We start from the raw sequence: 11,992 nt of genomic DNA, 5'->3' as shown, positions 1-11,992 counted from the left end.
GAGGATGTATCCATGACCCGCAGCACCATCGCCACCGATAAGGCTCCGTCGGCCATCGGCCCGTACTCGCAGGCCGTGCGCGCCGGCAACACGGTGTATTTCTCAGGACAGATTCCGCTCGACCCGGCCACCGGCAATCTCGTCGAGGGCGACATCACCGTGCAGACGCGTCGCGTCTTCGACAACCTGGTCGCGGTGGCGGAAGCCGCGGGCGGCAAGCTGGCCGACATCGTCCGCGTGGGCATCTACGTCACCGATCTGGGCGACTTCGCCGCGGTGAACGCCGTCATGGCCGAATACTTCCAGCAGCCGTACCCGGCGCGTTCGACGATCCAGGTCTCGGCGCTGCCCAAGGCGGCAACGGTCGAAGTCGACGCGATCCTCGTCCTGCCGTAAGGGCGCTGTCGTTCCCGTGGCCCGTCGCGCAATGCCGATCACCGCTGCCGTTCCGGTGGCGGACCCCGGGCGTGCACCGCTGACATCGCTCGGCGGCGTCGGGCCGGCGCTTGCCGAGACCTTGCGCAAGCTCGGCCTTCGCGAAGTGCAGGATCTCTGGTTCCATCTGCCTTTGCGTTACGAGGACCGCACCACGGTCGTGCCGATCGCCGATCTGCGCCCGGGCGATCGCGCGCAGGTCGAGGGTGTCGTCGAGCATGTCGAGCGCGGCTTTCGCTTTCGTCCGCAACTCAAGGTGATCATCGGCGACGACTCCGGTCGTCCGTTGTTGCTGCGCTTCTTCCACTTTCGCAAGTCGCAGGTCGATCAGCTGCCGAAAGGCGCGCGCCTGCTATGCTTCGGTGAAGTGCGCCAGGGCCCGCAAGGACTGGAGATCGTCCATCCGCAGTACCAGCGCATCGAGACCGACGAACCCGTCCTCATGGACGAGCGGCTGACCCCGGTGTATCCGACGACGGAAGGACTCGGGCCGCGTCGCCTCGCCAGCGTCATCGCCCGTGCGCTGGCGCACCTGCCGACCGACGATCGTCTGGAACTGATTCCGGAGGAGATCGGCCGGCCGGCGGGGCTGACGTCGCTGCGCGACGCGCTGTCCTACGTGCATCGCCCGCCTACGGATGTCGATCTGCGGCAGTTGGAGGAGGGGCGGCATCCGGCGCAACAGCGGCTCGCCTTCGAGGAGTTGCTGACCCAGCACCTGACGTTGCGCCGCATGCGTGCGGCGGTGAAAGAACGCAAGGCGCCCGCGCTGAAAAGCGCCGGCACACTGAAGGATCGTCTGCTCGCCGCGCTTCCGTTCGCGCTGACCCGTGCGCAGACGCGCGTGTCGAAGGAAGTCGCACGCGACCTGTCGCGTGCCCATCCCATGCTGCGACTCGTGCAGGGCGATGTCGGCAGCGGCAAGACGGTCGTTGCCGCGCTGGCCGCGGTCGCCGCTGTCGAGAGCGGTTACCAGGTCGCCTTGATGGCTCCGACCGAACTGCTTGCCGAGCAGCATCTGCGTAACTTTCGTGCATGGCTGGAGCCCCTGGGTCTCGAAGTGGAATGGATGGCCGGCAAGGTGCAGGGCAAGGCGCGCAAGAGCGCGCTGTCACGCGCGGCGGAGGGTCACGCGCATGTCGTGGTCGGCACGCACGCGCTGATGCAGGAAGGCGTCGCGTTCAGGAAGCTCGGCCTGGTGATCGTCGACGAGCAGCACCGCTTCGGTGTGCATCAGCGGCTCGCTCTGCGCGACAAGGGCGCCGAAGGCTCGCTCATTCCGCACCAGCTCGTACTTACCGCCACACCGATCCCGCGCACGCTGGCGATGAGCGCGTACGCCGATCTCGACGTCTCGTCCATCGACGAACTGCCACCCGGACGCACGCCGGTGCAGACTGTCGCCATCTCGAACGAGCGTCGCTACGAGGTCATGGAGCGGATCCATGCGGCCTGCATGCAGGGCAGGCAGGTCTACTGGGTCTGCACGTTGATCGAAGAGTCCGAGCAGCTGAACGCGCAAGCCGCCGAGGTGGCGCACGCGGAGCTGACGACGGGCCTTCCCGATCTGGCCGTGGGGCTGATTCATGGACGCATGAAGCCGAAGGAGAAACAGGCGGTGATGGATGCGTTCAAGGCCGGCGAACTTGCCGTGCTGGTCGCCACCACCGTCATCGAGGTGGGCGTCGACGTGCCCAACGCCAGCCTCATGGTCATCGAGAACAGTGAGCGCCTCGGTCTCGCCCAGCTGCATCAGCTGCGCGGGCGCGTGGGTCGTGGCGCCATCGCATCCAATTGCGTGCTGCTCTATCAGACACCGCTGTCGCGTCTGGCGAAAGAGCGACTACAGGTGATGCGTGAGACCAACGACGGGTTTCGCATCGCCGAAAAGGATCTGGAACTGCGTGGCCCCGGTGAAGTACTGGGCACGCGTCAGACGGGCCAGCTGCAGTTCCGCATAGCCGACCTCACCCGTGACGGTCATCTCATGCCCGAAGTGCAGCGGGTCGCCGAAGCCATGATGAAAGATCATCCCGCGCGTTGTGAGAGGCTCATCGCACGCTGGGTCGGCGACGCGGCGCGTTACGTCGACGCCTGACGGACTCATGCTAGAGTCGGAGCTTCCTTTAAGGGGAGGCAGGGTGCATGAGAGTGATCCGGGCTGCCGTCGCGTTCGCGACGTTTGTTGTCGCCGTCGCATCGTCATCGGCGCACGCCGATCCCGTCACCAGCGGCGAGGCTCGCTTCACGGTCCTGACGCCCCGCGTCATTCGCATGGAATATTCGCCCTCGAAACAGTTCGAGGACGCGCCTTCGCTGGTCTTCGCAACACGCGGTAACGCAGGCGACGTTCCCGCGAAGGTCTCCCATGAAAAGGGCTGGCTCGTCATTCGCACCGACTTGCTGACGCTGCGCTACAAAGAGGGTTCCGGCCCGTTCGGTGCCGACAACCTGACGGTCGAATCGAAGCAGCTCAAGCCGGCCATCGCCTGGCACCCCGGCCTGAAGGAAACACGAAATCTCGGCGGTACGGCGCGCACGCTCGATCAGGTCGATGGCGACCGTCATGCGTCCGACAACACGCCGCTGGATCTCGGCGACGGCTTGCTCTCACGCGACGGCTGGCACGTCGTCGACGACACGGGAAGCTTCGTCTTTGGCGATGAGAAGCTGCCGTGGGTGCACCGTCGCGCCTGCCAGGCATGCACCGACTGGACGTTCTTCGGCTACGGCCACGACTACGTCGCCGCGCTGGGTGATTTCACGAAAATCGCCGGCCGCGAGCCGTTGCCGCCGCGCTATGCCTTCGGTTACTGGTGGTCGCGTTACTGGAATTACAGTGACAGCGAGATCCGCGACGTGGCGGCGGACTTCGCGCGCTACGGCATTCCGCTGGATGTCCTCGTGATCGATATGGACTGGCACACGACGCCAGGCCTCGCCTCCGGTTCGGACAAGCGGGACATCGCGGGTCAGACGCCCGGCTGGACGGGCTTCTCCTGGAACCGCAGCCTGTTTCCCGATCCGCAACGGTTGCTCCGCTGGCTAGGCGACCAGGGCCTGAGGATCACGCTGAACCTGCACCCCGCCTCGGGCATGCTTCCTCACGAGGATGCGTACGGCCGTTTCATGGACGCGATGAAAGCCGACCCCGCCCATCCGCTGCCTTTTGAAGCCGCGGATGCGAGCTACATGGCGGCACTCTTCAGCACGGTACTCGATCCCCTGCAGGCGATGGGCGTGAGCTTCTGGTGGCTGGACTGGCAGCAGTGGCGCGAATCGAAAGCCATGCCGGGACTGAGCAACACCTGGTGGCTCAACCATGTGTTCTTCACCCACATGCAGCAGAGCAGCGACAAGCGTGCGTTGATCTATCACCGCTGGGGCGGGCTGGGAAACCACCGCTACCAGATCGGCTTCTCGGGTGACTCGATCATTTCGTGGGGTTCGCTGGCATTCCAGCCGCGCTTCACGTCGACCGCGTCCAACGTGCTTTATGGCTACTGGAGCCACGACCTCGGCGGTCACACCTTCCGAGACGAAAGCGATCCGAAGACGCGCCGTGTCGATCCGGAACTCTACGTGCGCTGGATGCAGTTCGGTGCGTACAGCCCGATCATGCGCACCCACACCACGAAGAACCCGAACCTGCGCAAGGAGCCCTGGCGGTTCGCGCCCGCGGAATTCGACGCCCTGCGCGACACGGTGCTGACACGTTACCGCTTGCTCCCTTACACCTACACGATGGGTCGCAAGGCGTTCGACACGGGCGTGTCGCTGGTCAGGCCGCTGTACTACGCATGGCCGGAAGACGACCGGTCCTACGCGAGCGGCGCCGAATACATGTTCGGCGACGATCTGCTGGTGGATCCGGTAACGGCCGCCGCGGGCAGCGACGGTTTCGCCAGTCAGGAGACCTGGTTGCCGAGAGGCGACTGGTTCGACACGACCCGCGGTCGCTCGTTGCATGGTGAGCGTGCGCTCGCGGGCCGTTACCGACTCGATGAGGTACCGGTCTTTGCGCGTGCCGGCGCCATCGTGCCGACCAATACGAATACGACGGTGAGCGTGTCCCACGACACGGGTGCGCGGACCTTGCTCGTCTACCCGGGCGGCAATCAGTCGGCCACGCTGTACGAAGACGCGGGCGACGACGAAGCCTACCGGGGCACGGCGTTCGCTCGCACGGCTCTGGCGACCGAGCGGACGAAGCAGGGCGTACGCCTGAAAATCGCGGCGCGCAACGGTACGTATCCCGGCATGCCGACGTCACGGACGTGGTCCGTGGCCTTCGTCGCCGTCGCGATGCCATCGAAGGTGACGGTGGACGGCGTGGCGCTTCCGCGGGCGGATGACGACAAGCCCGGCACCTGGCGGCTCACCGGACGCGACCTGACGCTGCATGTGACGCTGCCGGAGCACGACTTCGCCCATCCGCAGGTGGTCGACGTGACGTGGCCCACCGATGCACCCGATGTCGACGGTCTGGTCGGACAGATGCGCGATGTGCGCGATGCGGTGGCCTGGCTGAAGGGGCACTGGGAGGACTTCGGCGGTATCCCCGACGAGCTTTCGGCGGCGGCGCAGGCGGACCTGCTGATCGACTACCATCCCGACCGGTTCAGGGACGAAGTGGCGGCCTTCCGCAACCGGGTAGCGAAGCTCGACGCGATACTCGCCGCCGCGCCGATGTCGGACGAGCTGAAGGCAGGGTTCCGGGCGCGGCTGAAACCCAGGCCGTAGGACGGGGACTATCGGGCCGGGGATGCAGGCAGTCCGAGGTGCTTGCGTACCTCGTCCGCGATCGTCGCCGTCTCCCGCAGCGGTGCCTGCCGCTCCGGTGTCACCGCATCGATGTCATGCAGCCGTCCCGCCGCTCGCAGCTCGGCATGAAACCGCCCCAGCTTCGCATCCAGCGGCGTCGTCACGACGGTATGCACCGGCGCCCCGGTGGCGCAGGCCTCGCACAACATATTGACCGAGTCGGGTGTGACCACGAGACGGTCGGCCCACGCCAGGATGCCGGGATACGGATTGGGGCCGTCGGCGCTGCCCGTCCAGATCACGCCCGGCCAGTCGGCGAAGGCGTCGCGAAGCACCGGCAGGAGCGCAGGCGGCGTGCGTCGCGAGGCGGCGACCATGACCGAGCCGCCATCCGTCGCAAGTCGCCGGCGAACGGCGGAGACGAAGGCATCGGCCGCCTTGCCGTCGAGCGGCGCGCCACGCCGGTCGCCGCCGACCAGCACCCCCAGACGCGGGCCGGGTAGGTCGGCCAGGCCGGCAAACGCCTCGCGCCCGTCGGCGAGCCAGGCGTCATCGATGGGATGCAGCGACCCGATCGGACGGAGCACGTTGTCGCCGGTCAGCTCATCGTGCTTCGGCGCGATCACCAGGTCCCAGTGTCGCGGATCCAGCCGGGGATCGAGCAACTGCACCGACAGCGTGCGGCCTGCCGACCAGCGGCGGATCTGCCGGGTCGCCCAGGCGGCCGTGCGTCCGCAGCCGATGACCAGCGAAGGCCATGGCGGCAGCAGGTTCTGGTTGGTCGGCCCAAGCGCCAGACGCGCGCCCGGCAGCAGGCGCGGGGCCGCCCACGACCACGGGGCGCGCAGCTCGATGGTGATCTCGCGGATCGTCGGCGTCAGGGCTTCGGCCAGTGCCAGCGCCTGGCGGCGGTTGCCGGCCGCGCCGTCGGTCACGACCCAGCAAAGGTCACGATCGATGATTGTTGTCGAATTCGGCACAGTTCGTTCCTTGTCCGACCGGTCCACACAGGGCGTCGCGACGCTTACACTGTCGGGATGCCGGGCCTCCGGCGTTCCATCACTGTACAAGGATATCCATGAGCGCTCCGTTGTCCGATGCATCGCTTGACCAGCTCTTCCTCACCGCGCGCACCTACAACGCCTGGCTGCCGAAGGAAGTAACCGACGAGCAGATCCACCGGCTGTACGAGCTGGCGAAGTTCGGCCCCACCGCCGCCAACTCCTCGCCGATGCGCGTCATCTTCATCAAGTCGCAGGACGCCAAGGCGCGTCTGAAGCCGTACCTGGCCGAGAACAACGCCGAGAAGACCATGTCGGCCCCGGTCACGGCCATCGTCGCGACCGACTTCGCGTTCTACGAGCACCTGCCCAAGCTGTTCCCGCATGCGGACGCACGCAGCTGGTTCGTCGGCAACGAAGACATGATCCAGTCCTCCGGCTCGCGCAACGGTTCGCTGCAGGGCGCCTACCTGATCATGGCGGCCCGCGCGCTCGGGCTCGACTGCGGTCCGATGTCCGGTTTCGACCAGGCGGGCGTGGATGCCGAGTTCTTCGCCGGTACCCACGTCAAGTCCAATTTCCTCATCAATATCGGCTACGGCGATCCGGACAAGAATCTGTTCGGCCGCCTGCCGCGTCTGGACTTCGACGAAGCCGCCCAGATCGCCTGACCCCTTTCCCGCGGTGACCCTCCGGTCCCGCCGTCACACGCCGTACCCACCTCACTGCTGGAGAAACACCATGCGCGCCCTCCGTTACGTTGCCCTCGCCGGCCTGCTCGCCACCGCCGGCACCGCCGCCGCCGCCCCGGTGACCTACAAGCTCGACCCGACCCACACCATGGTCCTGTTCAGCTGGAATCACTTCGGGTTCTCCAATCCGACCGCCGACCTCAATCAGGTCGACGGCACCCTTGTCTACGACGAAGCCGCACCGACCAAGGCCACCGTCGAAGTGACCCTGCCGCTGTCCGGTCTGGACACCTTCGTGCCCAAGCTCGACGAGCACCTGAAGTCGGCGGATTTCCTCGATGCCGCCAAGTTCCCGAACGTCACCTTCAAGAGCACCAAGGTGGTCTCGGCCGGCAAGGACAAGCTCAAGGTCACCGGTGACCTCACCGTCCATGGTGTGACCAAGCCGGTCACCCTCGACGCCACCCTGAACAAGGTCGGCCCGCACCCGATGATGAAGGTGCAGTCGATCGGCTTCGACGCCACCGCCACCATCAAGCGCTCGGACTTCGGCGTCGGTGCGTACGTCCCGAACGTGTCGGACGAAATCAAGATCCGCATCACGACCGAAGGCCACGACGCTTCGGCTGACAAGAAGTAATCGTTCCGGCTTTAACTGCCGTGAAAAACCCGCGCCGGCAACGGCGCGGGTTTTCTTTTTTGTTACCATCGCAGGTCTCGGTTTACCGTTTCGCCCGGAGTTTCCCCATGCGACCCAATCCCGCGGCAGCGCCGCTGATCCCGGCGAACGCCGAAAACCGTTACGAAGTGACGCGGGCCGACCTTCCGCTGTCCTGCCCGATGCCGGGCATGTACCTGTGGAACTCGCACCCGCGGGTCTACCTGTCCATCGAGGACGACGGTGGCACCTCGAAGTGCATGTACTGTGGCGCGACCTACGTCCTGAAAGACTGAACGGCCCCCTGCGGGCACGTTTCGTGCTTCGCCTGCGTCATCACACTCACCGGAACCACCCATGGCCACCGTCTCCCCGCACCGGACGATGACCGTCGTACAGCTGATCCCCTCGCTCCATTCGGGCGGGGCCGAACGCTCGACCCTGGAAATCGCGCGGGCGCTGGTGGCTGCGGGGCATCGGTCGGTGGTGGTCTCGGCGGGCGGACGCCTGGTGGCGCAGCTGGAAGCCGAAGGCAGCGAGCACATCGCCCTGCCCATCGGTCGCAAATCCCTGGGTACCCTGTTCACGGTAGGCAAGCTGCGCCGCATCCTGCGCGAACTGAAGCCCGACATCGTGCACGCCCGCTCGCGGCTGCCGGCATGGATCGGCTGGTGGGCGATGCGTGGGGTCAAGCCCCGTCCGCACTTCGTCACGACCGTGCACGGGCTGAACAGTCCGGGTCGTTACAGCGCGATCCTGCTCCGCGGGGAGCGGGTCATCGTGGTCTCGCAGACCCTGCGTGACTACGTGCTGCGCCACTACCCCGACGATATCGAGACCGCGCGCATCGCCGTGGTGCCGCGTGGCATCGACACCGAGGCGTTTCCCTACGGTTACCGTCCCGACGACAGCTGGCAGCGGGCGTTCTTCGAGCAATACCCGCAACTGGCCGGCGCGCCTCTGCTGACCCTGCCGGGCCGTGGCACCCGCCTGAAAGGTCATGCCGACGCGATCGAACTGATCGCGGACCTTCAACAGCGCGCCATCGATGCGCGTCTGCTGCTGCTCGGCGCGGACGAACCGGGGCGAGAGGCGTATGTCGCCGAGCTGCGTCAGCTCATTCATGCGCGCGGCCTCGACGACCGTGTGGTGATCTCGCCGGCGCGATCGGACGTGCGCGACGTCTACGCCCTGTCCGATCTCGTCCTGCAGCTGTCGGTGCGGCCGGAGTCGTTCGGCCGTACGGTGGTCGAGGCGCTGGCCTTGTGCCGCCCCGTCATGGGTTACGCGCACGGTGGCGTCGGCGAACTCCTGGCCGAGCTCTATCCCGCGGGCCGCGTGCCGCTGGGCGATCGCGAACGCCTGGTCGAGCGCGCCGCTGAACTCCTGCGTTTCGCGCCTCCGATTCCGCCGCCGCGCAGCTACCGCCTCGTCGACATGCAGTCGGCCACGCTCGCCTTGTATGCCGAGCTGGTCGAAGGCACCCCGGCCGCGTGAGCTCGCGCGGGCCCGGTGCGCTGCTGAAAGCGGGGCTTGCCTCGCCGCTCCTGCCGATCTGGCTGGTGCCCGCGTTGCTGCCGCTGGGGCGCAGTGCCGAGGTGGGCGTGTTTCTCGCACTCGTCGGATCGATACTGCTCGTCGTGCGCGAGCCGACGGCGATTCGCCATCATCCCGGTGCGCGGCTGTTTCTCTGGTTGTTCGCCGCCTACGCGGGCGCCGCGCTCGTCTCCGTCGTCGACGCCGTCTCGCCCGCGAAGAGCTGGGGCACGCTGGCGGGCATCCTCCGGTTCGCTCCGCTGGGTGTGTACACGTGTTTCGCCATGCGCCGGCCAGGGAAGGTGCGCGCCATGTGGTTCGCCACCGCAGCGGTCGTCGCGCTCTGGGTCGCCGATGCCTGGGTGCAGGCGCTGACCGGTTATGGCCTCGCGGGCGCCTCCGATCCCGCCCGACTGTCCGGCATCTTCGGGGCGACCAACCTGAAGCTCGGTCCCGCGCTGTCCGCGCTGGCGCCGTTCCTTCTCTGGGCCGCGCGCGAGCGGTGGGGGCGCCGGGGCCTGATCCTGACGTTCCTGCTGGCGCTCGGGCCGGTGCTGCTTTCCGGTTCGCGCGCCTCATGGATCTGCTATGCACTCGTCGCCCTGGCGTTCCTCTGGCGTGAGGCGGGTACGTTCCGTCGCTTCGCCGTGGCCTGTCTGGGCATGGGCGCGGTCGTGCTTCTGGTCGGCGCACTGGCATGGCAGGTATCGCCGCGATTCCGCGACCGGGTGGCGCATACCTTGCCCGCCCTCACCGGTACCAGCGCGGGCCTGGACGCCGCGCTGACCGGGCGTCTCGATATCTGGACGACATCGCTGCGCCTCTATGCGGCGCATCCCATCAACGGCGTGGGCGTCCGCGGCTTCCGCGTGGCCTATCCATCGGTCGCGTCGCCCGGAGACCACTTCCTGACCATCGAGAAATGCGGCGATGGGGAGGGTGCCTGCCATCCTCATCAGGTCGTGCTCGAGGCCGCCACCGAGACCGGAACCCTCGGCCTCCTCGCGTGGCTTGCGGCCACCGTGCTGGCCGTCCGCGTCTGGTGGAAAGCCGGTCCCGTGGCGCGCGAGCGTGCATTCCCCGCCAGCGTGGCGCTGTTTGCGATCTTCTTCCCCCTGAATACGCACATGGCCTTCTATTCGGCATGGTGGGGTCTGCTCACCGCGTGGCTGTTCGCCGTGTGGTGCGCGGCGCTGCTCGTCGATCTGCCGGACCTGGAACCGTCCCGTGGCGCGTGAGCCGCTGTCGGTCGTCGTGACCACGTTCAACAGCTCGGCGACAATCGGCGCCTGTCTCGCCTCCGTCCGTTTTGCCGACGACATCGTCGTGCTGGATTCCGGATCGACCGATGAGACGCGCGACATTGCCGCGTCGCATGGGGCACGGGTGAGCATTCAGCCGTTCGCCGGCTACAGCGCACAGAAGCAGGCGGCGATCGATCTCGCCGTCCACCGTTGGGTATTGCTGCTGGACTCGGACGAGGCGCTGCCCGCCATCGCCGCCGAGCGGGTGAGGGCGGCGCTCGTCACGCCCGATGTCGCGGGTTTCGAGATGCTCCGTCGCGAGTGGGTGTTCTGGCGCTGGCAGCCCGGTCGCGCGCGCCTGAATCACTATGTGCGTCTGTTCGACCGCACGCGCGCCGGCATGAGCGGTCACGAGGTACACGAGAGTGTCCTGGTGCGCGGGCCGGTGCGGCGCCTCGATGCCATCATCGATCACTATGGCGAGCGCGATATCGACGGGCGGGTCGATAAGGCCAACCGTTATTCGACGTTGCAGGTGCGCGACCGGCAGACGCGGGAGCCGCGGATGCTTCGTCTGCGGATGGTGGTCTATCCCGCCATCGCTTTTGCCCGGTACTACTTCTGGCGTGGTCACTGGCGGGGCGGCTGGGCGGGTTTCATCGCCGCCCGGGTACACGCCTTCTATGCGTTTCTGAAGTACGCCAAGCTGTACGAGCGCCGCGTATCAGGCGGCCAGCGGCAGGACCACGGCGCGTTCAAATCCGAACGCCCTGAGGACTAGATAGCAGGCTTCGTGACGCAGCGCTTCGCGCCGACGGAACTCACTGCGTCGCTTGCTTTCGACCTCGGTTTCGCAACGCACGGGCTCGTGAGGGGCCATGGCGTAGAAGCCCTCGCTGGTCTCCTGTCCACCGGACTCGCGCCAGAAGCCGTTGTAGTCGGCCTTTACCTTGTCGGCGATGCCCGCGAAGACGTGAGCCTCATTCGATATCCCGAGGACGCGTTCCACCTCGAAAGCCTCGGCGAGCGAACGGATCAGCGACAGCAGGAGGTTCTTAGGACGCAGGCCATGGCACTGCCGCGTGAGTTCGCGCACGGCTTCCAGCCCGGCGTGGTTGGGCGCGCCCTGCAGGCAGCCGATGGCGATGGCCTTGCCGCCGTCGACGAAGGAGAACGCCGCATAGGAGATCTGCATGCCCTGGTGATCGACCAGCGAGAGCGTCATCTCACCCTCGCGGGCGCGTCGGAACGGCGCCTTGAGCATCAGCGAGAGAGCCTCACCGTTACGCAGGAGCACCTTGCCAAGCAAGACCTGGCGCTCGCGGTACAGCACGTGGAACAGCGTCCGGGGGAACCGGGCAAGGGCGAATTCGTAATGCTCGCGCAGCACCTTCAGCCGGCGCTCGCGATTCCAGGCCTTGCTGATATAGCGGTGCTGGTAGCGCTCGGTGAGGATGGTGTCGATCGACGAGACGCCGGCCATCGGCGGTGTCTCCAGGAAGGCCAGCCATGCGTCGTGCTCCCGCCAGTGCGCCACACTGCGGCCGACATAGTTGAGTACCGCATTGACCACGTGCGACCGCTTGCGGTGCCACGCGCTGCGGCCGCGCAACGAACGCGCGAAACGAAAGATCGACTGCATGGGAAGGTCCGTCTTGAGGG

At 66.9% G+C, this 11,992-nt stretch carries 11 protein-coding genes; 9 read left to right on the top strand and 2 right to left on the bottom strand.

Annotated elements, in window-relative coordinates; genetic code table 11:
• The first annotated feature begins 12 nt into the window (after positions 1 to 12).
• From B5X73_RS03405 to B5X73_RS03395, 3 genes are read left to right on the top strand one after another with little or no spacing between them, the layout of a single operon-like run.
• A complete protein-coding gene (locus B5X73_RS03405; RefSeq protein ID WP_036116206.1) occupies positions 13 to 396 on the top strand; it encodes a RidA family protein in 384 nt (127 codons plus the stop codon).
• Between the two features lie 31 nt (positions 397 to 427).
• Positions 428 to 2,533: an ATP-dependent DNA helicase RecG gene (recG, locus tag B5X73_RS03400; protein WP_079520586.1), complete on the top strand. Its 2,106-nt coding sequence runs from the start codon at positions 428 to 430 to the stop codon at positions 2,531 to 2,533.
• Positions 2,534 to 2,580: 47 nt separating this feature from the next.
• Positions 2,581 to 5,178 (top strand): glycoside hydrolase family 31 protein, encoded by a 2,598-nt coding sequence (locus tag B5X73_RS03395; protein WP_079520585.1) that lies wholly within the window; start codon positions 2,581 to 2,583, stop codon positions 5,176 to 5,178.
• An 8-nt stretch (positions 5,179 to 5,186) separates the two neighbouring features.
• Here the strand turns inward: B5X73_RS03395 and B5X73_RS03390 are convergent, their stop codons facing one another.
• Positions 5,187 to 6,179, bottom strand: a complete 993-nt coding sequence (locus B5X73_RS03390) for a mitochondrial fission ELM1 family protein (protein ID WP_254857213.1) — start codon at positions 6,177 to 6,179, stop codon at positions 5,187 to 5,189.
• 98 nt (positions 6,180 to 6,277) lie between these two features.
• Here B5X73_RS03390 and B5X73_RS03385 point away from each other — a divergent pair, with 98 nt between their 5' ends.
• From B5X73_RS03385 to B5X73_RS03360, 6 genes are all read left to right on the top strand, one after another.
• On the top strand, positions 6,278 to 6,871 hold the full coding sequence (locus B5X73_RS03385) for a malonic semialdehyde reductase (RefSeq protein WP_079520584.1): 594 nt from the start codon (positions 6,278 to 6,280) through the stop codon (positions 6,869 to 6,871).
• A 70-nt stretch (positions 6,872 to 6,941) separates the two neighbouring features.
• Entirely contained in the window at positions 6,942 to 7,532 is a 591-nt protein-coding gene (locus B5X73_RS03380; protein WP_079520583.1) for a YceI family protein, read from the top strand.
• A gap of 107 nt (positions 7,533 to 7,639) precedes the next feature.
• A complete protein-coding gene (locus tag B5X73_RS03375; RefSeq protein WP_036116202.1) occupies positions 7,640 to 7,846 on the top strand; it encodes a zinc-finger domain-containing protein in 207 nt (68 codons plus the stop codon).
• A 61-nt stretch (positions 7,847 to 7,907) separates the two neighbouring features.
• A complete protein-coding gene (locus B5X73_RS03370) occupies positions 7,908 to 9,047 on the top strand; it encodes a glycosyltransferase (protein ID WP_036116201.1) in 1,140 nt (379 codons plus the stop codon).
• A complete protein-coding gene (locus B5X73_RS03365; protein WP_176167705.1) occupies positions 9,044 to 10,324 on the top strand; it encodes an O-antigen ligase family protein in 1,281 nt (426 codons plus the stop codon). Before B5X73_RS03370 ends, B5X73_RS03365 begins: the two co-directional genes overlap by 4 nt.
• Complete coding sequence (locus tag B5X73_RS03360) at positions 10,314 to 11,111, top strand: glycosyltransferase family 2 protein (RefSeq protein ID WP_079520582.1); 798 nt, start codon at positions 10,314 to 10,316, stop codon at positions 11,109 to 11,111. The genes B5X73_RS03365 and B5X73_RS03360 overlap by 11 nt, the downstream gene beginning before the upstream one ends.
• On the opposite strand, the gene B5X73_RS03355 is transcribed toward B5X73_RS03360, so the two are convergent.
• Positions 11,055 to 11,972, bottom strand: coding sequence for a VirK/YbjX family protein (locus B5X73_RS03355; RefSeq protein WP_079520581.1), 918 nt, complete (start codon positions 11,970 to 11,972; stop codon positions 11,055 to 11,057). The two genes, B5X73_RS03360 and B5X73_RS03355, sit on opposite strands and share 57 nt — an antisense overlap.
• Between the last annotated feature and the right edge of the window lie 20 nt (positions 11,973 to 11,992).

Origin of the sequence: Luteibacter sp. 22Crub2.1 (assembly GCF_900167995.1) — a bacterium.
GTDB classification, from domain to species: Bacteria; Pseudomonadota; Gammaproteobacteria; order Xanthomonadales; family Rhodanobacteraceae; genus Luteibacter; species Luteibacter mycovicinus.
Note: the sequence above shows the minus strand (reverse complement) of the source record. Positions and strands in the feature narration are given on the sequence as shown.

Excerpts from the sequence above, each read along its gene's own strand:
- B5X73_RS03405 (WP_036116206.1), top strand. The coding sequence starts at position 13 with ATGACCCGCAGCACCATCGCCACCGATAAGGCTCCGTCGGCCATCGGC.
- recG (WP_079520586.1), top strand. The coding sequence starts at position 428 with ATGCCGATCACCGCTGCCGTTCCGGTGGCGGACCCCGGGCGTGCACCG.
- B5X73_RS03395 (WP_079520585.1), top strand. The coding sequence starts at position 2,581 with ATGAGAGTGATCCGGGCTGCCGTCGCGTTCGCGACGTTTGTTGTCGCC.
- B5X73_RS03385 (WP_079520584.1), top strand. The coding sequence starts at position 6,278 with ATGAGCGCTCCGTTGTCCGATGCATCGCTTGACCAGCTCTTCCTCACC.
- B5X73_RS03380 (WP_079520583.1), top strand. The coding sequence starts at position 6,942 with ATGCGCGCCCTCCGTTACGTTGCCCTCGCCGGCCTGCTCGCCACCGCC.
- B5X73_RS03375 (WP_036116202.1), top strand. The coding sequence starts at position 7,640 with ATGCGACCCAATCCCGCGGCAGCGCCGCTGATCCCGGCGAACGCCGAA.
- B5X73_RS03370 (WP_036116201.1), top strand. The coding sequence starts at position 7,908 with ATGGCCACCGTCTCCCCGCACCGGACGATGACCGTCGTACAGCTGATC.
- B5X73_RS03355 (WP_079520581.1), bottom strand. The coding sequence starts at position 11,972 with ATGCAGTCGATCTTTCGTTTCGCGCGTTCGTTGCGCGGCCGCAGCGCG.